The organism is Micromonospora sp. NPDC005553 (assembly GCF_042871765.1).
Lineage (GTDB): Bacteria > Actinomycetota > Actinomycetes > Mycobacteriales > Micromonosporaceae > Micromonospora.
Genome location: NZ_JBIAJD010000015.1, coordinates 24,390 through 46,691, shown reverse-complemented (window position 1 = coordinate 46,691; position 22,302 = coordinate 24,390). Strand labels below are relative to the sequence as shown.

General features: G+C 73.7%; 15 protein-coding genes. 5 read left to right on the top strand and 10 right to left on the bottom strand.

The window, feature by feature from the left end:
* Positions 1 to 152: 152 nt before the first annotated feature.
* Complete coding sequence (locus tag ACFYPG_RS32800; RefSeq protein ID WP_355009527.1) at positions 153 to 2,987, bottom strand: Na+/H+ antiporter subunit A; 2,835 nt, start codon at positions 2,985 to 2,987, stop codon at positions 153 to 155.
* A 715-nt stretch (positions 2,988 to 3,702) separates the two neighbouring features.
* Entirely contained in the window at positions 3,703 to 4,089 is a 387-nt protein-coding gene (locus ACFYPG_RS32795) for a hypothetical protein (protein ID WP_355009528.1), read from the bottom strand.
* Between the two features lie 178 nt (positions 4,090 to 4,267).
* Here ACFYPG_RS32795 and ACFYPG_RS32790 point away from each other — a divergent pair, with 178 nt between their 5' ends.
* Positions 4,268 to 8,938 carry a DEAD/DEAH box helicase gene (locus tag ACFYPG_RS32790; RefSeq protein WP_355009529.1) on the top strand — a complete coding sequence of 1,557 codons (4,671 nt, stop codon included), beginning with the start codon at positions 4,268 to 4,270 and terminating at the stop codon, positions 8,936 to 8,938.
* Positions 8,939 to 9,053: 115 nt separating this feature from the next.
* Here ACFYPG_RS32790 and ACFYPG_RS32785 read toward each other — a convergent pair whose 3' ends face one another.
* Positions 9,054 to 9,608: a hypothetical protein gene (locus ACFYPG_RS32785; protein ID WP_355009530.1), complete on the bottom strand. Its 555-nt coding sequence runs from the start codon at positions 9,606 to 9,608 to the stop codon at positions 9,054 to 9,056.
* 102 nt (positions 9,609 to 9,710) lie between these two features.
* Here ACFYPG_RS32785 and ACFYPG_RS32780 point away from each other — a divergent pair, with 102 nt between their 5' ends.
* Positions 9,711 to 10,511 (top strand): SAM-dependent chlorinase/fluorinase, encoded by an 801-nt coding sequence (locus ACFYPG_RS32780; RefSeq protein ID WP_355009531.1) that lies wholly within the window; start codon positions 9,711 to 9,713, stop codon positions 10,509 to 10,511.
* A gap of 25 nt (positions 10,512 to 10,536) precedes the next feature.
* Positions 10,537 to 10,779: a CPCC family cysteine-rich protein gene (locus ACFYPG_RS32775; RefSeq protein WP_238671784.1), complete on the top strand. Its 243-nt coding sequence runs from the start codon at positions 10,537 to 10,539 to the stop codon at positions 10,777 to 10,779.
* A 33-nt stretch (positions 10,780 to 10,812) separates the two neighbouring features.
* Here the strand turns inward: ACFYPG_RS32775 and ACFYPG_RS32770 are convergent, their stop codons facing one another.
* Complete coding sequence (locus tag ACFYPG_RS32770) at positions 10,813 to 12,075, bottom strand: hypothetical protein (protein ID WP_387355076.1); 1,263 nt, start codon at positions 12,073 to 12,075, stop codon at positions 10,813 to 10,815.
* 109 nt (positions 12,076 to 12,184) lie between these two features.
* Here ACFYPG_RS32770 and ACFYPG_RS32765 point away from each other — a divergent pair, with 109 nt between their 5' ends.
* Positions 12,185 to 12,994 carry a DNA-formamidopyrimidine glycosylase family protein gene (locus ACFYPG_RS32765; protein WP_355009533.1) on the top strand — a complete coding sequence of 270 codons (810 nt, stop codon included), beginning with the start codon at positions 12,185 to 12,187 and terminating at the stop codon, positions 12,992 to 12,994.
* 165 nt (positions 12,995 to 13,159) lie between these two features.
* Positions 13,160 to 16,771 (top strand): hypothetical protein, encoded by a 3,612-nt coding sequence (locus ACFYPG_RS32760; RefSeq protein ID WP_355009534.1) that lies wholly within the window; start codon positions 13,160 to 13,162, stop codon positions 16,769 to 16,771.
* 71 nt (positions 16,772 to 16,842) lie between these two features.
* Here ACFYPG_RS32760 and ACFYPG_RS32755 read toward each other — a convergent pair whose 3' ends face one another.
* The 6 genes from ACFYPG_RS32755 to rimO all read right to left on the bottom strand — a co-directional run bounded on the left by ACFYPG_RS32755 (position 16,843) and on the right by rimO (position 22,262).
* Complete coding sequence (locus ACFYPG_RS32755; protein ID WP_355009535.1) at positions 16,843 to 17,628, bottom strand: hypothetical protein; 786 nt, start codon at positions 17,626 to 17,628, stop codon at positions 16,843 to 16,845.
* A 23-nt stretch (positions 17,629 to 17,651) separates the two neighbouring features.
* Positions 17,652 to 18,527, bottom strand: coding sequence for a PspA/IM30 family protein (locus ACFYPG_RS32750; RefSeq protein WP_355009536.1), 876 nt, complete (start codon positions 18,525 to 18,527; stop codon positions 17,652 to 17,654).
* 196 nt (positions 18,528 to 18,723) lie between these two features.
* Positions 18,724 to 19,158 carry a helix-turn-helix transcriptional regulator gene (locus ACFYPG_RS32745; protein ID WP_355009537.1) on the bottom strand — a complete coding sequence of 145 codons (435 nt, stop codon included), beginning with the start codon at positions 19,156 to 19,158 and terminating at the stop codon, positions 18,724 to 18,726.
* A 209-nt stretch (positions 19,159 to 19,367) separates the two neighbouring features.
* Complete coding sequence (locus ACFYPG_RS32740) at positions 19,368 to 19,862, bottom strand: CinA family protein (RefSeq protein ID WP_387355085.1); 495 nt, start codon at positions 19,860 to 19,862, stop codon at positions 19,368 to 19,370.
* A gap of 223 nt (positions 19,863 to 20,085) precedes the next feature.
* The gene (gene pgsA / locus ACFYPG_RS32735; RefSeq protein ID WP_355009538.1) at positions 20,086 to 20,676 is read right to left on the bottom strand and encodes a CDP-diacylglycerol--glycerol-3-phosphate 3-phosphatidyltransferase; all 591 of its coding nucleotides are present in this window, start codon (positions 20,674 to 20,676) and stop codon (positions 20,086 to 20,088) included.
* Between the two features lie 77 nt (positions 20,677 to 20,753).
* Positions 20,754 to 22,262, bottom strand: a complete 1,509-nt coding sequence (rimO, locus tag ACFYPG_RS32730) for a 30S ribosomal protein S12 methylthiotransferase RimO (protein ID WP_355009598.1) — start codon at positions 22,260 to 22,262, stop codon at positions 20,754 to 20,756.
* Between the last annotated feature and the right edge of the window lie 40 nt (positions 22,263 to 22,302).

Here is a 22,302-nt window from a genome sequence, read left to right as displayed (position 1 = left end):
TGCGGGGCTCGCAAACCCGGCTCACTCCTCGCGCTCACCGCGCCACCCCTGTTCGCGACTGCGGGGCTCGCAAACCCGGCTCACTCCTCGCGCTCACCGCGCCACCCCTGTTCGCGACTGCGGGGCTCGCAAACCCGGCTCACTCCTCGCGCTCACGCCCGGTCCCCCTTGTCGACGGCCAACCCGCCGCTGGCCGTTCCAGTGGCCTCGATGTGCCGGTCCACCTCGGCACCGAGGCTGCGCAGGATGTCCAGGACCAACCCGATCACCACCAGGTACACGCCGATGTCGAAGAAGAGCGACGTGACCAGATGGGCGTCGCCAATCAGCGGCAGGGTTCGGTCGACCTTCGCGCTCTCCAGCACCGACCCGCCGAGCAGCAGCGCCACCACACCACTGCCCACCGCCATGGCCAGCCCGGCGCCGAGGATCGCGCCAGCGCCGATCGGGGCCGCCTCGGTCAGCTCGTACCGGCCGCCGGCCAGGTAGCGCACCACCAGGGCGAGACCCGCCACCAGCCCGCCGGCGAACCCGCCGCCCGGCGCGTTGTGCCCGGAGAAGAGCAGGAACAGCGAGAACAGCACCACGGTGTGGAAGATCAGCCGGATGACCACCTCCAACACGATCGAGCGGCGCTCCTCGTAGAGGGTGGGGCCACCGCGCAGCCACACCGGCCGGCCGCGTCCGCCCTCCTCCTGCTCGGCACCGGGCCGGCGCGGCCGCGGCCCGGTGCGGGAGCGCTCGAAGATCAGGCTGGCCACCCCGGTCGCGGCCACCACCAGCACCGCCAGCTCGCCCATCGTGTCCCAGGCCCGGATGTCGACAAGGGTCACGTTGACCACGTTGCGGCCGTACCCGTGCACCACCGCCAGATCCGGAAAGGCGGCGGAGATGTCCGGCGCCCGGCGTGCCCCGACGGCGGTGAGGGCCAACCCGGCGGCCACCACACCCGCCGCCACCCCGATCACCCGACGGACCCAACGGGTACGGCGCAGCGGGCGGGCCGAGAACCGCTCCGGCAGGCGACGCAGCACCAGCACGAAGACCGCGATCGTCGCGGTTTCCACCAGGAACTGGGTGAGCGCCAGGTCGGGCGCTCCGTGCAGCACGAACAACATCGCCGTGCCGTAGCCGGTCATGCCCACCAGCAGCATCGCGGTCAGCCGGCGGCGGGCACCGACCGCCAGCACCGCCGCCACCGCGATCACCACGACGACCACCGGTTGCAGCGCGCTGTCCCAGAGTGGAATCCGCGCCCGCCAGGGGCTGGCGGAAAGCATCGCCGCACCCGGCACCAGCACCAGTGTCACCAGGATGATGCCCAGATACTGCGGCAGTGAGCCACGCTGGGTCGCGCTGGTGACCTCGATGGCCAGCCGGTCGAACCGGCCGACCGCCCACTCGTACCCCTGGTTGCCCCCCACCGGTGACCGGAGTCGGGCCAGCACCGGGGCGAGCGGCCCGCGCACGGCGAAGAGCAGACCGCCACCGACGAGCGCCAGCACGGACAGGCCGAGCGCCGGGGTCGGTCCGGCCCAGAGCGCCAGGTGCGCGTCGACACCGCCGAGCAGATCGGCGTACGGGCGCAGCAGGTCGTCCAGCACGCTCGCGGCCGGACCGGCGAGCAGACCGACACCGGCGAGCACCGCGGGCGGGACCAGCATCGACGCGGCGATCGACCCCGGCGGGACTGGCGCCACACCCGGCCGGTCGGCGAACGCGCCCCAGAGGAAGCGGGCGCTGTACGCGACGGTGAGCACCGTCCCGGCGACCAGGCCGGTGAGGAGCACCGGCTGGTCGGTGAACGCCGCGAACACCGCCTCCTTGGCCACGAAGCCGACCAGCGGCGGCACACCGGCCATCGACGCCGCGGCCAGCACTGCGACCACGAACAGCGGCCGGGACCAGTGCCGCACCCCGGACAGCTCGCGCAGGTCACGGGTGCCGGCACCGTGGTCGATGATGCCGACGACCAGGAACAGCGCCGCCTTGAACAGGGCGTGCGACAGCAGCATCGCGGTGCCGGCCAGCGCGGCGTCGGGCGTGCCCGAGCCGGTCACAGCCACCAGCAGGCCGAGCTGACTGACCGTCCCGTACGCCAGCAGCAGCTTGAGGTCGGTCTGACGCAGCGCGGCCCACCCGCCGAGCAGCATGGTCGCCACACCGGCGACCTGCACCAGCGGCCGCCACGGGCCGACCGTGGCGAGCACCGGCGCGAGCAGCCCGACCAGGTAGACACCGGCCTTGACCATGGCGGCGGCGTGCAGGTAGGCGCTGACCGGCGTGGGTGCCGCCATCGCGACCGGCAGCCACGAGCTGAACGGCAGCACCGCCGACTTGGACAGCGCGCCGGCCAGGATCAGCAGCACGGCGCCCACCAGGTACCCGCCTCCGGGCAGAGGCTGCTGGCTGATCTCCGACCAGCGGTAGGTGCCGGCGTGTTCGCCTAGCATGATGAAGCCGACCAGCATGGCGAGTCCGCCCAGCGTGGTGACTGTCAACGCCTGCGCCGCCGCCCAACGGCTGGACCGCCGTTCGGTGCTGTGCCCGATCAGCAGGTACGAGAAGATCGTGGTCAGCTCCCAGCCGACGTAGAGCAGCAGCAGGTCGTCGGCGAAGACCAGCGCGAGCATCGCGCCCGCGAAGGCGACCAGGACCGCGACGAACCGCGCCAGCCCGCTGGAACCGGCACCGAAATACCGGGCGCTGTAGACCAGCACCAGCGTGCCGACGCCGCCGATCAGCAGCGTCATCAGCCAGGACAGCGTGGTGAGCCGGAACGCGATGTCGAGGCCCAACTGCCGGATCCACGGGTACGTCTCGACCACCGCCCCGCCGTCGGCGACGGCCGGAGTGCGGGCCACCGCCCAGCAGAACGCGGCAGCCGGCGCGAGCGCCAGCGGGTAGCACGCGCGCGGACCCCACCGGCGGACGAGCAGGGGCGCGGCGAGGGCCGCCACGAGATGGAGGATGAGCAGTACCAGCACCTGCGCTCCCGATCGACATGGCCGACGCCCGTGGCAGCGGTGGCGCCTAGCAGCGATCAGACGCCAGTTCCTCCCCCGCCGGGCGGTTTTGCCAGAATTCGTCCCCCCAAGCCCTCCAACTCCACACCACCCTGACCCCCACCCACCCCCGTTCTCCCCCGCTCGCGCCGATCTTGCAGTTTCGGATGTCGACTCGCGCGGAATGCCCGCTATGCCACGACAGCAAGTGCAAGATCGCGGGGAACGAGCAGCGCACCCCGGTCGATCATGGAGCTGTGGTGCCCGATTTGGTCTTTCACGGGGCACTTGTCACCCACCACAACTCCTTGATCGACGAGGGTGGGGGCGGGCGCGGGCAGGACGAGGGGTGGGGGCGGGCGGGCAGGACGGGGGGCGCGGGCGGCGGGGAGGGGTACGGGGCGCGGGCGGAGGCGCGAGGCCCGGGCGGGCGCGCGAGGCCCGGGCGGGCGCGGGGAGCGAGCGGAGCGCGCGGGGAGCGAGCGGAGCGCGAGGCACAGGCGGGGTGCGGCGCGGGGAGCGAGCGGGGCGCGGGGAGCGAGCGGGGCGCGGGGAGCGAGCGGGGCGCGGGACACAGGCGGGGCGCCAGTGGGGCGCAGGGCACAGGCGGGGCTCGCGGGCGCGGGGTGGGGGTGGGGGTGCGGGTGGGCCGGTGACGGGGACTTTTGATTGACGGGGGTGGGGCGGGGCGGGGTTGTCAGGTCAGGAGGGCGTTGTTGAGGGGTTGCGCGTCGCCGGGTGCGGGGCGGTCGCGGCGCAGCTCGGCCAGCAGGTCGGGGCGGCCGAGTTGGCGGGCGACCCGGTCGACGACCCGCTCGGCGGCGGTCAGCGAACGCACCGACAGCAGGCGGCCACGGCTCTCGCGACGCAGCACGAAGTAGTGCACTGCCACGCGGACCTGACCCCGGTCGGCGGCGCTGGCCTGGGCGGTGCAGAGAACCATCTGGCGTAGACAGTGGGCGAGGCGTTCTGCGAGCTCGAGCTCGGGGCCGTGCAGGCCGGCGCGGAGCGCGGCGAGGTGGCTGTCGACCTTGCGAATCAGCACGTCGGTGCCCGGTTCGACGGTGCGCTGCTCGCCGGCCATCAAATCCCCTCACCCCGGTTCGCGTTGCGAGTGAAGTTACTTTATGTTGCTCCTTAGAAGCAAACAGTTAAGTGAGACTTAACGTATTAAGCGCACCTTCCACGCTTTTTGCCTTTTGCTGGTTCATTCCGTCGTGAGGTCGCTCGTGGATGTCGGACCCGCGGGGCACGATGGACCGGTGACCGGGGCAGACGCAGACGCCGGCGCGGTGCTGGCCGGGTTCGGCCCGGCCACCCGCGCCTGGTTCGACAACGCCTTCGCCGCCCCGACCGCCGCGCAGACCGGCGCCTGGCGGTCGGTCGCCGCCGGGCGCAACGCGCTCGTCGTGGCGCCCACCGGCTCGGGCAAGACGCTCGCGGCCTTCCTCTGGTCACTGGACCGACTCGCCAGCGAGCCAGCACCGGCCGAGGCCCGCCAGCGGTGCCGCGTGCTCTACGTCAGCCCGCTCAAGGCTCTCGCCGTCGACGTGGAGCGCAACCTGCGCGCCCCGCTGGCCGGCATCCGGCAGGCGGCCACCCGGTTGGGCGTCGCACCGCCCGACATCACCGTCGGCATGCGCACCGGCGACACGCCCGCCGACGAGCGACGCGCCTTCGCCCGCACCCCACCGGACATCCTCATCACCACGCCCGAGTCGCTGTTCCTGCTGCTCACCTCCGCGGCTCGCGACTCGCTGCGCGGCATCCAGACGGTGATCGTCGACGAGGTGCACGCGGTGGCCGGCAGCAAACGCGGCGCCCACCTCGCCCTCTCTCTCGAACGCCTCGACGAGCTGCTGCCCGCCCCGGCGCAGCGCATCGGCCTCTCGGCCACCGTCCGGCCGATCGACGCCTGTGCGCAGTTCCTCGGCGGCGCCCGCCCGGTCGACGTGGTGCAGCCGGCCACCCTGAAGACCATCGAGGTCAGCGTCGAGGTCCCGGTGGAGGACATGACCCGCCTGGACGAGCAGGAGCAGCCACCGGAGGACGACCTCGGCGGCCCCGGGCCACGTCGGGCGTCGATCTGGCCGGCCGTGGAGGAACGGGTCTTCACCCTCATCGGGCAGCACCGCTCGACCATCGTCTTCACCAACTCCCGGCGTAGCGCCGAGCGCCTCTGCGCCCGACTCAACGAGCTGGCCGCCGAGGCGGTGGCCGCATCCGCGTCGGTCGAGGGCGCGATCGGCGTACCGGAGGGGTTGCCGGCCGGCGACGACCCGGCGGGCGACGGTGACCCGGCATCCGGCGCGCAGCGCTGGGGCGGTCCCGCCGGTCCGCTGCGCAACCGGCCGCCGGCCGAGGTGATGGCCCAGTCCGGCGCGGCCACCGGCGCGGCGCCCGTGATCGCCCGCGCCCACCACGGCAGCGTCTCCCGGGAGGAGCGCAAGCACATCGAGGAAGCGCTCAAGTCCGGCCAGCTCCCGGCGGTGGTGGCCACCTCCAGCCTGGAGCTCGGCATCGACATGGGCGCTGTCGACCTGGTGGTGCAGATCGAGGCGCCGCCCAGCGTGGCTGCCGGTCTGCAACGGGTCGGCCGGGCCGGGCACCAGGTGGGCGCGGTCTCGCGGGGGGTGGTCTTCCCCAAGCACCGCGGCGACCTGCTCTCCTGCGCGGTGGTCGCCGAGCGGATGACCGCCGGAGCGATCGAGGAGCTGCACTACCCGCGCAACCCGTTGGATGTGCTGGCCCAGCAGATCGTGGCGATGGTGGCGCTGGAGCCGTGGACGCTGGGCGACCTGGCCGTGCTGGTCCGCCGGGCCGCGCCCTTCGCCGAGCTGCCCGACTCGGCGCTGCACGCCGTGCTCGACATGCTCTCCGGCCGCTACCCGTCCACGGCGTTCGCCGAGCTGCGCCCCCGGCTCGTCTGGGACCGGGCCACCGATGTGCTCACCGGCCGCCAGGGGGCGCAACGCCTCGCGGTGACCAGCGGTGGAACCATCCCCGACCGGGGTCTGTTCGGGGTCTTCCTGGCCGGCGCCGAGCGGGCCGCCCGGGTCGGCGAGCTGGACGAGGAGATGGTCTACGAGTCCCGGGTCGGTGACGTCTTCCTGCTCGGCTCGTCCTCCTGGCGGATCGAGGAGATCACTCCGGACCGGGTGCTGGTCTCGCCCGCCCCGGGGCAGGCCGCCCGCATGCCGTTCTGGAAGGGCGACCAGCTGGGCCGGCCGGTGGAGCTGGGCCGGGCGATCGGCGCCCGGGTCCGCACCCTGCTGCGCCAGACCGACGAGGCGGCAGTGGCCGCGCTGCGCGACGGTGGGCTGGACGACTGGGCCGCCAACAACCTGATGGCCTACCTGCGCGAGCAGCGGGAGGCCACCCGCTCGCTGCCCGACGACCGCACGGTGGTGGTCGAGCGGTTCCGCGACGAGCTGGGTGACTGGCGGCTAGCCGTGCACAGCGTGCTCGGTGCCCGGGTCAACGGACCCTGGGCCCTCGCGGTGGGCCGCCGGCTGGCCGAGCGGTACGGGGTCGACGCCCAGGTGATGCCCTCCGACGACGGCATCGTGGTGCGTCTTCCGGACACCGCCGACGAGCCGCCCGGCGCCGACGTGGTGGTCTTCGAGCCCGACGAGATCGCCCAGCTCGTGGAGGAGTCGGTCGGCACCTCCGCCCTGTTCGCCGCCCGTTTCCGGGAGTGCGCCGCCCGGTCCCTGCTGCTGCCGCGCCGCGACCCGCGGCGTCGCCAACCGCTCTGGCAGCAACGGCAGCGGGCCGCGCAACTGCTCGACGTCGCCCGCGAGTACGCGGACTTCCCGGTCACCCTGGAGGCTGCCCGGGAGTGCCTCCAGGACGTCTTCGACCAGCCGGCGCTGGCCGGGTTGATGCGCGACCTGGCCACCCGCAAGGTGCGGCTGGTCGAGGTGGAGACCAGCGCGCCGTCGCCGTTCGCGCGGTCGCTGCTCTTCGGCTATGTCGGCGCGTTCCTCTACGAGGGTGACGCCCCGCTGGCCGAGCGCCGCGCCGCCGCACTCGCCCTCGACTCCACGCTCCTCGGCGAGCTGCTCGGCCGTGTCGACCTGCGGGAGTTGCTCGACCCGGCGGTGCTCACCGAGACCGACCGGCAACTGCGGTGGCTGACCGAGCAGCGCCGCCCCCGCGACGCCGAGGACGTCGTCGAGCTGCTGCGGGTGCTCGGTGACCTGAGCGACGCCGAGTTGACCGAGCGGGGTGTGCCGGAGACGTGGCTCAGTGAGCTGGAGGCCACCCGCCGGGTGCTGCGGGTCCGGATCGCGGGCGAGCAGCGCTGGGTGGGTGTCGAGGACGCCGCCCGCCTGCGCGACGCCCTCGGCGTGGCGCTGCCGATGGGGGTGGCTGAGGCGTACCTCGCCCCGGTGGCCGATCCGCTCGGTGACCTGGTGGCCCGCTACGCCCGCACCCACGGGCCGTTCGCCGCGGCGAGCTGCGCGGCCCGGTTCGGGCTCGGTGTGTTCGTCGTCGAGCAGGCGCTGCGCCGACTCGGCGCCACAGGGCGGGTGGTCTCCGGGGAGTTCACACCGGATTCGGCCGGCGCCCAGTGGTGTGACGCCGAGGTGCTGCGGATGCTGCGTCGTCGCTCGCTGGCGGCGCTGCGCCGGGAGATCGAGCCGGTGCCGCCCCGGGCCCTCGCCACGTTCCTGCCGCGCTGGCAGCAGGTCGGCTCGTCCGCCCGAGGTGTGGAGGCGCTGGCCGCCACCGTGGAGCAGTTGCAGGGCACTGCGGTTCCGGCGTCAGCTCTGGAACGCTTGGTGCTGCCCGCCCGGGTCGCTGACTACTCCCCCGCCCAGCTGGACGAGCTGTGCGCCAGCGGGGAGGTGCTCTGGGCGGGGTCGGGCGCGATCTCCGGGGGCGACGGCTGGGTAACCCTGGCGTACGCGGACGCCGCACCGCTGCTGCTCCCGCCGCCCGACGAGGCGTTGACCCGTACCCCGCTGCACGACGCGGTGCTCGACGCGCTCGGCGACGGGCAGGCGCTCTTCTTCCGCCCGCTGGCCGACCGGGTCGGGTCGACCGACGACGCCGCGTTGACCGCTGTGATCTGGGACCTGGTCTGGGCGGGCTACCTCAGCAACGACACCCTCGCCCCGCTACGCGCGGTGCTCGGCGCCGGCGGCGCGCACCGCTCCCGGCCGTCCGCGCCCCGCACCCGTTACCGGCGGCCCGGTCGGGTGGCGCTGCCGACCCGGGGTGGCCCGCCGACGGTCGCCGGCCGCTGGTCGCGTCTTCCGGCGCGGGACCTCGACCCGACCCGGCGGGCCGCCGCGCTCGCCGACCTGCTGCTGGAGCGGCACGGGGTGGTCACCCGGGGCGCGGTGATGGCCGAGCAGGTGGTCGGTGGGTTCTCGGCGGTCTACCCGGTGCTGTCGGCGCTGGAGGAGCGCGGCGCGGCCCGCCGGGGTTACTTCGTCGAAGGGCTCGGGGCGGCGCAGTTCGCCGTACCCGGTGCTGTGGACCGGCTGCGCGCGCTGGCCGAGCCGACCGACGGCGCCCGGGGTCGGGGCGCGGTGGCGACGGTGCTCGCCGCGACCGACCCGGCCAACCCGTACGGTGCGGCGCTGCCCTGGCCGGAACGGGTGATCGACTCCGGCGACGGCGCCACCCCGGCGACCGGGCACCGGGCCGGTCGCAAGGCGGGTGCCCTGGTGGTGCAGGTCGGCGGAGACCTCGTCCTCTACGTCGAACGCGGCGGCCGAACGCTGCTCTCCTTCACCGACGACACCGACGCGCTCGCCGCAGCCGGCAAGGCGCTCGCCGACGCCGTCCACTCGGGGGCGTTGGGCGCGATGTCGGTGGAGCGGGCCGACGGCGAGGCGGTGCACTCGTCGCCGCTGCGGGACGCGTTGACCGCCGCCGGCTTCCGGGCCACCCCCCGGGGCCTACGCCTGCGCGGCTGACCCGCCGAGGACCCGCCGAGGGCAATTCCGCAGAGAGCTTGATGTCTGTGAGTCATCACGATGACTCACAGACATCACGGTCAAAAGAACAACATGCTCCGGCCACGCCGGTGGCTCAGCCCAGCCTGTCGAGGGCCTTTTCGTAGCCGGGGCGGTCGGCGGCCGGGGTCTTCGCCTCCAGGTAGTTCAACACCACCGCGCCGCGCCGGTACGACTGGCCACCCCACGTCTCCGCGATGTCACTGGCGCTGGTCTCGTCCGGGAAGACGTACACGGTTACGGCGTCGGTGGCGATCAGCTCGGAACAGCCCAGGCCGAGGCCGTCCGGCCCGCAGTCGACCGAGCGGTCCTTCGGGTGCGGCACCTTCAGGCCGGCGGCACGGAAAGCGTCGACGACCTGCTTCGCGCCGGGCGCGCTGGCCGGACGCTTGGGCAGCACCACCGGCGGCGGGCTGGCCGGCCGTCGCTGCGTCGTGCCCTGGGCAGCGGGGGGCGGGGTCGCGCCGTCGGCACTGGGTGCGGCCTGGGGCGTCGGCAGGCCGGTCGGGGCCGCCTCGGACGAGACGGACGGGGTCGCGGTCGGGTTGCCGTCGTCGTCACTGCCACAACCGGCGCTGAGGGCGACGGCGACCAGCAGGATTCCGACTGCGGGGAGGTTCCGAGTTGTCACCAGGGCAGTCTGCACAACCTCTTCCCGCGGCGGGAGGGGCCGGTCGGCCACTGCGCTGTCCCGTATCCGCCAGCACGGCGCAGGTTCCACTAGCCTGCGGGCATGTCCGCCGCGCCCTGGATCTCGCTGACCACCGACTACGGCCTCACCGACGGCTTCGTGGCCGCCTGCCACGGGGTCATCGCCCGGATCGCACCGGCCGCACGGGTGATCGACGTGACCCACCTGGTCCCGCCGGCTGATGTCCGGCGCGGTGCTGCCGTACTGGCGCAGACCGTGCCGTACCTGCCGGTGGGAGTGCACGTGGCGGTGGTCGATCCGGGTGTGGGCACCGCCCGGCGGGGGGTCGCGCTGGCCACCCCGGGCGGACTGCTGGTCGGACCGGACAACGGGTTGCTGCTGGACGCGGCCACCGCGCTCGGTGGGGTGACCGGCGCGGTCGAGCTGACCGAGCCGCGCTGGCTGGCCGCTGAGGTGTCCGCCACGTTCCACGGCCGGGACGTCTTCGCACCGGCGGCGGCCCGGCTGGCGCTCGGCGCACCGCTGGCCGAGGCGGGCCCACCTGTCGATCCCGCCGGGCTGGTGCGACTCCCGGCGCCGACGGTGTCCCGGGACGCCGAGGGCTTCACCGCCGAGGTGCTGACAGTGGACCACTTCGGCAACGTCCAACTTGCCGCGCCGGCCGAGTTGCTCGATCGGCTGCCGGCCACGCTCCGGGTGGGTCCGCCGGGACCGACGCCGACCCTCGCGGCGGTGCACGGGCGCACCTTCGGCGACGCCCCGGCCGGAGGCCTGGTGGCTTACGTCGACTCGGCCGGTCTGGTGGCGGTCGCGGTCAACGGCGGGCGGGCCGCGGACCTCCTCGCCGCCTTCCCGGGGGACCTCCTGCGGGTATCGGGCTGATGTTCGACTGTGGAATGCTTCTCCGGTGGGTGAGCATGTGGTTCCTGTGGGCTGTCCCTGCTGTGCATCCCGAACCGGCGGGGGGACCTGCCCCGTCTGTTTCTGGACCGACGACGGCCAGACCGACGCCGACGCCGACGCCGTCCGGGGCGGCCCCAACGGCGACCTGAGCCTGACGCACGCCCGCCTCAACTACGCCGTCTACGGCGCCAGCCACCCGCGCTACCAGGACATGGTGCGCACGGCTCGCCCCGACGAGCGCCCCTGACATCGACGGAGCGCCCGACGGGGTGAGCGTGGCTCAGCAGACCGGCACGCTGCCGCCGTACACGCTGGAGATGTATGCGTGGCTGACGTACTGGCCGCTGGCCAGACGGTTCCAGCGGGTGGTGGTCCGGTAGGGGCCGGCGACCGACTGACCGGTGACGTAACACTGGATCGGCACGTGGGCCAGCCGGGCAGCGAGGCCTCGCGTCGCGTACGACGTGCTGGCCCCGGTGCGGATGTTGAGCGGCCCGTCACCGACGACACCGCGCGGCCCCCCTCCGGTCCACAGGTACGCGACGTCCACCCAGGAGTTGGTGGTCAGTAGCAACCCGTCCCAGAACGTCCCGTCGGCCAGGTCGATGCCGGCCGGGTTGAGCACGGTCCGCCCGAACTGGTCCCGTCCGCCGTTGTAGCCGGACTGGTACGCGGCCTGCGCCTCGGGCCGGCCCTGCGGCAGGTTCTTCCAGTTCTCCCGAACCGACGAGGGGTTCCAGTAGTCGTCGCGGGTGTTCCACGGCCCGACGTCCCAGACCGGGGCGTACTCGCAGCGGGAGCCGCTGGTGGTGCAGACCCGCACTGTGTAGTCGCCGGTGTTCAACGGGGAGAGCCCCCGCCGCGACGGCAGCGCCGCGAAGTGGTCCCGGGGTTGCACGGTACGGCCGTTGGCGGTCAGCTCGCCGACCAGGCCGATACGGGTGGCGTACACCCGGTAGGTGCGGCCGGGCGTGGCGGCGGAGACGGCGACGTTCGCGTCGGCGGTGAGCCGCACGCTCCGTGCCGTCGCCGTGGCGCCGCCGTCGGGGGCGGTGAGCACCACCCGGGTCTGCACCCTGGTGACCGGCCGGTCGAAGACCGCGCCGGTGGTGGCCGCCCGCCACTCCGTCCAGCCGGCGGCCCGCCAGCCGCGAACCTGCGCCTCCACTGTCGCCCCTGCCGGAACTGCGGCGTTGATCTCAGCGCGGACCCGGGTGGCCGGCCGGGCGAGAGTACGGGGAGCGGCCAGCAGCATCCCCTCGGCGACAGCACTGTGCGGGCTGCGGGCGCCGCGCCCGTTGGCGCGGGCATCCCGCAGGCGGAGGCCGGCGGCGCTACGCCGGACGTTGACATCGTCGCGGTCGACGATGGTGAGGTCGACGCTCCACCGTTCGTCGCCGGGCGCGGCGGCGACGAGAGTGATCGGAGCGCCGCCGGGTGCGGCCGGGGCAGGGCCGCCGGCGGGTAGCAGCGCTGCGGCGAGCAGAAGTGCGAGGGTGGCGATGAGGGCGACGGATGGGATACGACAAGAGGGTCGCGTCATGGGCATTCTCCTCAGAACCCCCTGACCTTCGCATGTCGGTAGATCATGAGGAACCTGAGTACAAATAGCGACACATGCGAATCTTGCTCGAAAGAGGGAGGATGGCAGGGTGCCCGAAGGCGACACCGTCTGGAACACCGCGCGCGTGCTGCAGCGTGCGCTGGCCGGCGCGCGGATCACCGGCAGTGACTTCCGGGTGCCGCAGCTGGCGACCACGGACCTGACCGACTGGACCGTCCGTGAGTCGGCCAGCCGGGGCAAACACCTGCTGCTGCGATTCGACGCCCCGACCGGGGAGCATTGGACCCTGCACTCCCACCTGCGGATGGACGGCGCCTGGCGGGCGTACGCCCCGGGGGAACGCTGGAGCGGACGGCCCGCGCACCTGATCCGGGTGGTGCTGCGCAGCCCTGGCGCTGTCGCGGTCGGCTACCACCTGCACGACCTGACCCTGGTGCCGACCGCCGACGAGGGCCACCTGGTCGGCCACCTCGGCCCCGACCTGCTCGGCGCCGACTGGGACCCGGCCGAGGCGGTCCGTCGGCTCGCCGACCACCCCGAGCAGACCATCGGCGAGGCGCTGCTCGACCAGCGCAACCTGGCCGGTGTGGGCAACCTCTACAAGTGCGAGGTGCTGTTCCTGCGGGGCGTGTCACCGTGGACCCCGGTCGAGAAAGTGCCCGACCTGCCGGGCCTGGTGGCCCTCTCCCAGCGGCTGCTCGCCGCCAACCGGGGCCGGTGGACGCAGAGCAGCACCGGCTCACTGCACCGGGGGCAGACCAGCTACGTGTACGGCCGCCGCGCTCAGCCCTGCCGCCGCTGCGGCACGGCCATCCGCAAGGAGGAGCTCGGCGAACGGGTCACCTACTGGTGCCCGGTCTGTCAGCCCGAACTCCCGCGCCCCTCATCATCCGGCTGACCAGGCTCTCGCCAGACGGGATCCACGGCAGAAACGGACGATTGGGTAATTCCTAACCGGCCGCCGGAGTCGCATGCTGCGGTTGAGCGCTCACCGACCGTCAGCAGAGTGCCGAGGTCCCCCACGCCGGGGTGGCGGACCTCGCGCCCCGAACCGGGGAGAGTCATGGCGATGTTCCGCAGACTCCGCTCCACCTTCTTCGAGCGGACCACCCGCGACACCGAGGCCGACAGCCGGGCCGCGTCCGTGCCGACCCCGCGTACCACCGACGAGGCCGTCGTCACGCCGAGCCTGGACCCGGCCGTCGTGCCCCGCTACTTCGGCCCGGTACCGAACTTCGCCCACAGCCCTCGCCCGACCCGGGGCCCCGACGGGCAGGTGGTGGCCGGGACCGGGCTGCGCAAGTTCGTCGACCCACTGCCCGTCCCGGGCCAGCCCGGCCGCGGCGAGCTCGGCAGCCACCTGCCGGTGGCGGTGCCGGACACCATCAGCTATCCGGGCTGCGACTACTACGAGATCGGCCTGCAGGAGTACGCGCAGCGGCTGCACCGGGACCTGCCGGTCACCCGGCTGCGCGGCTACCGGCAACTGAACCTTGGCACCGACCCGGCCGGACACAACACGGTGGCGCCTCCGGAGCGGCCCTGGCACCTCGGGCCGATGATCAGCGCCCGTCGGGGTCGACCGGTCCGGGTGAAGTTCATCAACCAGCTCCCCACCGGCCGGTCCGGCGAGCTGTTCCTACCGGTCGACGACACCGTCGAGGGAGCCGGCCTGGGCCCACTGGACGGCCCGGCGCCGTACCCACAGAACCGGGCCGTGCTGCACCTGGCCGGGGCGCAGACCGGCTGGACCAGCGCGGGCAACCCGGGGCAGTGGATCACCCCGGCCGGGGAGATCACCCCGTACCCGACCGGGCCCGGCCTGGCTCACGTGCCGGACATGCCGGCGCCCGGCACCGGGGCCACCACGCTCTACTTTCCGAACGAGCAGAGCGGCCGGCTGCTGTGGTTCCACGACAACACCCTCGGCCTGGCCCGACTCACCGTCTACGGCGGACAGCTCGCGCTCTACCTGATCGCCGACCCGGCCGAGGACCAGCTCGTCGCCGACGCGGTGCTGCCGGCCGACCAGGTGCCGCTGGTGATCGAGGACAAGACGTTCGTTCCGGACGACACCCAACTCGCCGCCGAGGACCCGACCTGGGACCGGGAACGCTGGGGCGCCCGGGGAAGCCTCTGGCACCCGCATGTCTACCAACCCCGGCAGAACCCGTACCGGTCCGGCGGACGCAACGCCACCGGCCGGTGGGACTACGGACCCTGGTCCCGCAACCCCGCCTCCGGCGACGCCCCCGCCGACGGTTGGGTGCCGAACCCGCACCACGACCCGGTCGGCGCGCCGGACGAGCCGCCGTCGAGCCCCGGCGTACCGCACCCGTCGGCGGTGCCCGAAGCGTACGGCGACACCCCGCTCGTCAACGGCGTCGCCTACCCGTACCTGGAGGTGCGGCCGCGCGCGTACCGGTTCCGGATCCTCAACGCCTGCCTGGACCGCAGCCTCAACCTTCAGCTCTACCGCGCCTGCTCCGACGCGGCGATGTGGACGGCCGACGGGGCGCTCGCCGACCCCGACGCCGGTGAAGTGCCGATGGTGCCAGCCGCGCGGGCGGCGGACCGTCCGGCGGGGTGGCCCACCGACGGACGCGACGGCGGTGTGCCGGATCCCCGCGCTGCCGGCCCGGAGTTCATCCAGATCGGCAACGAGGCCGGCCTCCTGCCGGCGCCGGTGGTGCTGCCGAACCAACCGATCGGCTACCGCTACGACCGGCTCGACCCGACAGTGCTGAACGTCGACGGACACACAGTGCTGCTCGCCCCGGGCGAACGGGCCGACGTGCTCGTCGATTTCACCGCCGTGCCGCCGGGTAGCACGCTGATTCTCTACAACGACGCTCCGGCCCCACTGCCCGGCTTCGACAGCCGCTACGACCAGCACACCGATGCCCCGGACCGCAGCGCCGGTGGCGGCCCGCCCTCGACCGAACCGGGGTACGGCCCGAACACCCGCACCCTGCTCCAGTTCCGGGTCACCGGGACGCCCGAGCCGCCGTACGACCTGAGCCGGCTGCGCGAACGGCTGCCCCTGGCGTACGCGGCCAGCCAGCGCCCGCCGATCGTCCCGCAGCCGGCGTACGACAGGGCGTTCGGCACCCGGACACCGGCGCAGACGACGGTGCCGGTGCACGCCTCCACTGTGACGTTCACGCCGACGGCCGGCACCGGCCCGGTGACCCTGCCGATCGCGGTGAAAGCCGCGCAGCAGATCTTCGAGCCGGACCACGGCCGGTCGGCGGGCCGGCTCGGCGTCGGGCACCCCCATGCCGGGCCGCTCAACCCGACGACGCTGCCGCTCGGTACGACCGACCCGGTCACCGAGGTGCTCTTCGCCACCGACCCCGCCGTGCCGGTGGGCTCCCCCACCGACGGCACGCAGCTCTGGCGGATCAGCGGCAACGTCCGGCAGACCGAGCCGTTGCACGTCGCCGGCTGCGACGTGCAGGTGATCAACCGGGTTGGCTGGGACGGCACGCTGCGACTCCCGCACGGCACGGAGCTGGGGTGGAAGGGGGTCATCCGGGTCAACCCCCGGGAGGACGTGGTGGTGGCGCTACGCCCGGTCGCGCCGGTGCTGCCGTTCAAGCTGGGAGACAGCGTCCGGTTGCTCGACCCCTGCCGTCCGGCCGGAGCGCGGACCGGGTCGACGCCGATCAGTCCGATCGACGGGCGACCGGCCACCGTGGTCAACCAACTGGTCAACCTGGGCTGGGAGTACCGCTGGCACAGTCAACTCGCCGGCCACCGCGACGGCGGGATGAGCCGGCCGCTGGTGCTGCGGGTGGCGCCGAAGGCGCCGACCGGGCTGACCGCCACACCGGTGTCCGGCTCGGCCACCGCGTTACCCGCGATCGCGCTGGCCTGGACCAGCAACGGCGGGCGTCCGCCCGCCACCAGCCACCTGCTGCAACGGGCCACCGACGCGACCTTCGGCGGCGAGGTCACCACGATCACCGTCGCGGCAGCCGCCACCCGCTACACCGACGCGACAGTCACCCCCGGGGTGACCTACCACTACCGGATCCGGGCGGAGAACGCGGTCAGCTACTCGTCCTGGTCGAACGGGGTACCCGCATCGGTACACCTGGCCGCGCCGAGCGGTCTGGCCGCGACGCTCCCGCCGGCCGCCCCGCTGCGGGTGGCGCTGCGCTGGACGAACCGCTCGTTCGCCACCGGCATCGACGTGCAGCGGGCCACCAACCCGACGTTCACCAGCGGCCCGGGCACCACGGCGATAGGGGTGGGCGACAACCACCTGGACGCGACAGTGGCACCGGACACCACGTACTACTACCGGGTGCGCACCACCTACCTGGGCTCCGCCTCCGCGTGGTCGACGGTCGCCACGGTGACCTCGCCGCCCGCGCCGGGAACCCCTACCGGGGTGAGCGCCACCGCCAGCGCACCGGGGCCGGACACCGCGACGGTGATCCTGGCCTGGGAGGCGAGCACACCCGGCGGCCCCGGGGCCGGGTTCATCGTGCAGCGGGCACTCGACCCGGCCTTCGAGCAGGAGACGGCCACCTTCACGGTGACCGGCCGCGGCTTCACCAACACGGGGTTGGCCCGGGGCGTCGCGTACCACTACCGGATCCGGTCGTTCAACGTCGTTGGCGCCTCGCCGTACACCGGACCGGTCCTGGTGACGACACCACAGTGACCGGCCCGGGGGCCGACGCGGCCTCCCCGGGGTGCGTTGTCAGCGCGCTGCCTCTCGGAGCGCGTGCGCCGTCAGCGCGTCGGCGCACGCAGCGGGGTGCCGACGGCCCGCAGCTCGGCGAGCGCCCCGGCGACCCCGTGCAGCAGGTCGGTCGCCTCGGTGAGCCGGTCGGCGGCCGGATGGGCGGTCTCCGGTCGGGAGTCCTCGGCCAGGTAGCCGGCGGCGGCGACCACCAGCCGTTCGTATGCCGCCACCCCGCCCTCCAGTTGCGCGGTCAGCGCGGCGTGCGCCTCGGCCAGCGGTGGTCGGGCGTCGGCCGGGGCCAGCCGTAGCGCCCGTTCGACGCTGGCCACCCGAGCGGCCAGGTCGCGCAGCGAGCGGTCGGCGGCGGCAGCCTCCAGCACCGCCGGCTCGGCCAGCCCGGTGAGTCGGGGGGCCATTCCGGCCAGGGTGAGCGCCGCCCGGTCCAGTCGGGCCCACTGCTCTCCGGCGCTGGTGCCGCGCAGAGCGATCCGGGAGCGGACCCGGCGTACCTCGGCCAGTACGCCCGGGCCGACCGGCAGCCGCTCGACGGCGGCGATCAGTCGGGCCCGCGACCGGGCCGCCGCCTCGGCCGGGTCGAGCGCTGGGGGCGCCGGCTGGGCGGCCAGGGCACGCACGTCGATCCAGCGCCAGGCGGCGAGCGCCACAGCGCTGCCCGCGGCGCCGGCCCAGGCCGCGTCGGGCAGACCAAGGCCGGCGTACGGAGTCAGCACCGCCGCCGCGCCGCCGAGCCCACCGGCCAGCACGCTCCACCGTCGGGCCGACCGGCGAAGCCGACCCAGCCTCCGGAAGTACCGGGTCCGCTCGTCTGCCACAGTGCCCCCCTCGATCCGGTCGTTCAGCCGGCGGCGGTCGGGTCGCCGGTGCCCCGCTCGCGAGCCATGCTGGCGCGCAGCTCGTCCAGCCGGGCGGCGGCCGTCGGGTCGTTGGCCGGGCCGGTCTTCTCGGCCTGCGGGACGGCAGGTCGCTGCTGGGCCGTGCCGCCGAGCTGCTCCCCCGCCATGCTGGACCGGATCTGCTCCAGCCGGGCGGAGCCGGCCGAGTCGATCGTGGCCTTCTGAATTTCCAACATACGGCCCTCGACGGAGTTGCCGGCCAGTTCGGCGCGACCCATCGCGTTGGCGTACCGCCGCTCGATGCGGTCGCGCACCTCGTCCAGCGACGGGGTGGTGCCCGGCGCGGTCAGCGACGACATCGACTCCAGCGAGCGGGCCACCGTCTCCTGCATCTTGGCCTGCTCCAGCTGGCTGAGCAGCTTGGTGCGCTCGGCGAGCTTCTGCTGGAGGATCATCGAGTTGTTCTCGACGGCTCGGCGGGCCTGGGCGGCGGCGCCCAGCGCCTGGTCGTGCAGCGTCTTCAGGTCCTCGGTGGCCTGCTCGGCGGAGACGAGCTGGCTGGCCAGCGTCTGCGCGGACTGCTCGAACCGCACCGCCTCGGCCTCGTCGCCCTTGGCCCGGGCCTGGTCGGAGAGCACCAGGGCCTGGCGGGCGTTGCCCTGCAACCGCTCGACCTCGGTCATCTGCCGAGACAGCTTCATCTCCAGCTGACGCTGGTTGCCGATCACCGCGGCAGCCTGCTGAACCAGCGCCTGGTGCTGCCGCTGGGCATCCTCGATGGCCTGCTGGATCTGCACCTTGGGATCGGCGTGCTCGTCGATCTTCGCACCGAAGAGCGCCATCAGGTAGTTCCAACCCTTGACGAACGGGTTCGCCATCTCCGCGGTATCCCCTCAGTAGCGTCGCTCCACCACGGCCGGCCGGCTGAACCGGCCGACCGTTGCCGGCCGGTCTCCATCGTCCCAGCCGAACGCCAATGAGGCATCCGTACCGGGCGGTCGACAGCACCGGCGGCTCCTGCGAGCAACCCTACGCGGCCGGGGCCAGCCCGCCCATGGTCAACAAAATCGCGGCTCAGGCCGCGCAGACCACGTCCCGGTCGCGCTCGGTCGGGCGGACCCGGGTGCTGCGCAGGGTGGCCTTGAGCGGCGAGTCCTGGCGGACCGAGACGGCGACCTTGCCGTCGGAGGTGACCTGACGGACACCCCGGTTGGTGCTCTTGGCAGCGGCTTCGGCCGGCTCGTCCGGCATCGAGACGAGCACCTCGGGCATCTGCTCGGCGAGCGCCACGGTGTCGCTCACCTCACGCAGCAGCTCGGAGAGGCGGGCACCGAGGGCGTCGCAGATCGCGGCGAGCAGCTCGCTCGACGGCTCCTTGTGCCCGCGCTCGATCTCGGAGAGGTAGCCGAGGCTGACGTTGGCGGCGGTGGAGACCTCACGCAGCGTGCGCTGCTGGCCCTGCCGGCGCGCTCGCAGTGCGTCACCGATCACCCGGCGTAGCAGGATCATCGCACCTCCCCCTGAGGGATACCTCGCGCTCGCCGCTGGGCGGCCGGCTACGGCGGACCGCGCCGACCCCGAACGTCGGAGCCTTCCCGCAACCGTACCCGTTGCGGGCGCGGGCGACATCCCGCCCCGCCCGTCGGTTCGTCGGGACGGGCACGACGCCGCCCGTGTGGCGTCGGCTCGGGTGGCTCTGACCGTTTCGGCCCTGGCGTTCACGAGGTTGTGGCGGCCAGCCGCTCGGAGAGCAACCGCAGCGCCTCGACCACCGCCTCCGCTCGGACGTGGTCCCGCCCGCCGCCCAGGTCGAGCTGGCGGACCTCGCTGCCGTCCGGTCCGGCGACCGCGACGTAGACCAGGCCGACGGGTTTCCCGTCCTGCGGCTCCGGGCCGGCGACCCCCGTGGTGGCCAGCCCCCAGTCCGCGCCGCACCGCTGCCGGCCGCCCTCGGCGAGCGCCACCGCCACGTCCGGGTCCACCGGCCCCCGGTCGGACAACAGATCAGCCGGTACGCCAGCCAGCGTCGCCTTCAACTCGGTGGCGTAGACCACGAGGCCGCCCCGGTAGACCCCGCTGACCCCGGCGATGTTCACGATCGAAGCGGCGAGCGACCCACCGGTGAGCGATTCGACTGTGGCCAGGGTTTCGTGCCGCTCGGCCAGCCGGTGCACGACCCCCGCCGCAGCACTGCCGACCTCGGTACCGCCCACCCCGTCACCAGCGACACCGGCACCACTCGCCCCGCCACCGTTCACCGACACCCCACCCTCCGTCGCAGAAACCAGTCGTTCCCCACCCACCAGTCCCCAACCCAATCACCCGACCCGACCCCAACCCCACCCGATCGCGGTGATCATGGAGTTGGCGTCACGACACGCCGTCCGGCAGGGCGACAACCTCATGATCAACGGCGGAAAGCGGGGCCCGGGACTGTCAGCGGGGGCGGCGGAGGCGGAGGGCCTGCGCTACGTAGTCGAAGCCGGTGGCGACCGTGACCAGGACGGCGGCGGCCATGATCCAGGGGCCGACGGCGGCGAGCGCGGCCGGCATCGGCCAGAGGTACCAGGCGATGGCGAGGATCTGGAGCGCGGTCTTGACCTTGCCACCTCGACTGGCGGCGATGACGCCGTGCCGGATCACCCAGAACCGCAGCCCGGTGATGCCGAGCTCGCGAACGAGAATCAGCGCGGTCACCCACCAGGGCAGCTGGTCGTACCAGGAGAGCAGCACCAGCGCCGCGCCGGTCAGCGCCTTGTCGGCGATCGGGTCGGCCACCTTGCCCACCGAGGTGACCAGCCCGAAGCGGCGGGCGATCCAGCCGTCCACCAGGTCGGTCGCCGAGGCCACCGCGAAGATCAGGCAGGCCGCCATCCGCCAACCGGTGTGGGTCATCCCGGACATGATCACCGAGGCGGCGAAGACCGGCACCAGCAGCAGCCGCAGGGCGGTCAACGCGTTCGCCGCGTTGACGACGGGCACCACGGCCACCACCCGGCCCGGCGTCGACTCTGTCGCCCCGGTCACCGCCGCACTCCGCTCGGGCCGCCGTGGCGTTCCCGGCACCGCACCACCTGGGTCCCCCGCTCCGCTCGGACCCGCCGTCACCGTGCCGCGCCGGGCGCCGCCGAGATCATCTCATCCGGCACAGCGAGCAGGTCCACCCCTTCGGTGCCGGTCACCGTTGCGCGTACCAGATCGCCCGGGCGCAGCGCGGCCAGGTCGACCCCGCCCTCGACCGGGGCGACGAGGGTGGTGGAACCGTCCACCTCCGGCGCCTGGTGGGCCGCCCGGCCCTCCACCACGCCGTCCTCGATCGAGTCGACAAGCACCTCGACGGTCGATCCGAGCCGGTCTTCGGCCCGCTGCGAGCAGAGCTCGTCGGCGAGGGCGCTGAGCCGGTCGTAGCGCCGCTTGATCGTCGCGGCGGAGACCTTGCCGGGCAGGCCGGCCGCCTCGGTGCCGTCCTCGTCGCTGTAGTCGAACATGCCGATCGCGTCGAGCCGGGCCTCGGTCAGGAACCGGACCAGCTCGTCGACGTCGCCACGGGTCTCGCCGGGGAAACCGACGATGAAGTTGCTCCGGGCGCCGGCGTCCGGAGCAAGGGCGCGGGCACTCGCCAGCAGCTCCAGGAACCGGTCGGTGGACCCGAAACGCCGCATCCGGCGCAGCACCGGCTCGCTGGAGTGCTGGAACGACAGGTCGAAGTACGGTGCGACGCCCGGGGTGGTCGCGATCGCCTCGACCAGCCCGGGCCGGGTCTCGGCCGGCTGGAGGTAGCTGGCCCGCACCCGGACGATGCCGGTCACCGCGGCGAGCTGGGGCAGCAGCTTCTCCAGGGCGCGCGGGTCACCCAGGTCCTTGCCGTACGAGGTGGAGTTCTCGCTGACCAGCACCAGCTCCCGTACGCCGGTCTTGGCCAGCCACTCCGCCTCGGCGAGCAGCTCGTCTGGCGTACGCGAGACGAAGGCCCCCCGGAAGGCCGGGATGGCACAGAACGCGCAGCGGCGGTCGCAGCCGCTGGCCAGCTTCAGCGAGGCCACCGGACCGGTGTCGAGCCGTCGACGCAGCACCTGGCGCAGGTGTGCCGGGGTGTGCTCGTCGGTGTCGACGACGGTGCGGGTCACCGTGCCGTGGCCGGGAAGCGACACCCCGCTGTCGCGGCGCTGCACCGGGGTCAGCGGCAGCAGCTCGCGCCGGTCCCGTGGGGTGTGCGCGCTGATCTGCTCGCCGGCGACGACGGCGTTCAGCCGGGCGGCGATGTCGGGGTAGTCGTCGAAGCTCAGCACCGCCTGGGCCTCGGGCAGGCTGTCGGCCAACTCACGGCCGTACCGCTCGGCCATGCAGCCTGCGGCGACCACCTTGGCGCCCGTTCCGGCGGCGGCGAGCAGGGTCTGGATCGAGTCCTGCTTGGCCTTCTCCACGAAGCCGCAGGTGTTGACGACCACCACGTCGGCGCCCTCGCCGTCGGTGGTCACCTGCCAGCCGTCGGCGTGCAGGCGGGCGGCCAGCTCCTCGGAGTCGACCTCGTTGCGGGCACAGCCCAGGGTCAGCAGGGCGACGCGACGGCCGTCGGCGTGGTCAGCGGGAGAAGGAGAGGTGGCAGACACCATCCGAGGGTACCGGGCCGGCCGGGTGAGCCCACGCACGCGG

Excerpts from the sequence above, each read along its gene's own strand:
- ACFYPG_RS32795 (WP_355009528.1), bottom strand. The coding sequence starts at position 4,089 with ATGGCCGGCGAGCAGCGCACCGTCGAACCGGGCACCGACGTGCTGATT.
- ACFYPG_RS32780 (WP_355009531.1), top strand. The coding sequence starts at position 9,711 with ATGTCCGCCGCGCCCTGGATCTCGCTGACCACCGACTACGGCCTCACC.
- ACFYPG_RS32770 (WP_387355076.1), bottom strand. The coding sequence starts at position 12,075 with ATGACGCGACCCTCTTGTCGTATCCCATCCGTCGCCCTCATCGCCACC.
- ACFYPG_RS32760 (WP_355009534.1), top strand. The coding sequence starts at position 13,160 with ATGGCGATGTTCCGCAGACTCCGCTCCACCTTCTTCGAGCGGACCACC.
- ACFYPG_RS32750 (WP_355009536.1), bottom strand. The coding sequence starts at position 18,527 with ATGGCGAACCCGTTCGTCAAGGGTTGGAACTACCTGATGGCGCTCTTC.
- ACFYPG_RS32745 (WP_355009537.1), bottom strand. The coding sequence starts at position 19,158 with ATGATCCTGCTACGCCGGGTGATCGGTGACGCACTGCGAGCGCGCCGG.
- rimO (WP_355009598.1), bottom strand. The coding sequence starts at position 22,262 with ATGGTGTCTGCCACCTCTCCTTCTCCCGCTGACCACGCCGACGGCCGT.